The sequence below is a fragment of the Geobacillus sp. DSP4a genome (assembly GCF_013096875.1).
GTDB lineage: Bacteria > Bacillota > Bacilli > Bacillales > Anoxybacillaceae > Geobacillus > Geobacillus thermophilus.
The window spans coordinates 1-292 of sequence record NZ_SDLD01000264.1; the positions used below are offsets into that span (position 1 = coordinate 1).

Consider the following 292-nt stretch of genomic DNA (forward strand, 5'->3'; position numbering starts at 1 on the left):
ATCAAGACAAATGGGTTGGTCGAATCCATCTCAAAGTTGAACAAGATCGCGATGTCCTGTAAAAATGCATCCTTCGCTAAATGCATCTCATCCAAAATGAACACCGGCGTGATCCGCCGTTCATGATACAATCGCTCGATCGCCTGCTGGATTTGGCGGAAGAGGTCTACCTTGCGGTACTTCGGTTCCTCTCCTAATCCCAAGGCCAGTCCACGGTAAAAATCCATCACGCCTCCGGTGGATAACGGAAAGTAGACGACATGATACAATGATGGATTCAATGACTCTTTCA

At 47.3% G+C, this 292-nt stretch carries 1 protein-coding gene; it reads right to left on the bottom strand.

Annotation, left to right across the window (positions count from 1 at the left end):
- The coding region (locus ETC02_RS17275) for an ATP-binding protein (RefSeq protein WP_171698506.1) at window positions 1-292 on the bottom strand (292 nt) is incomplete at both ends.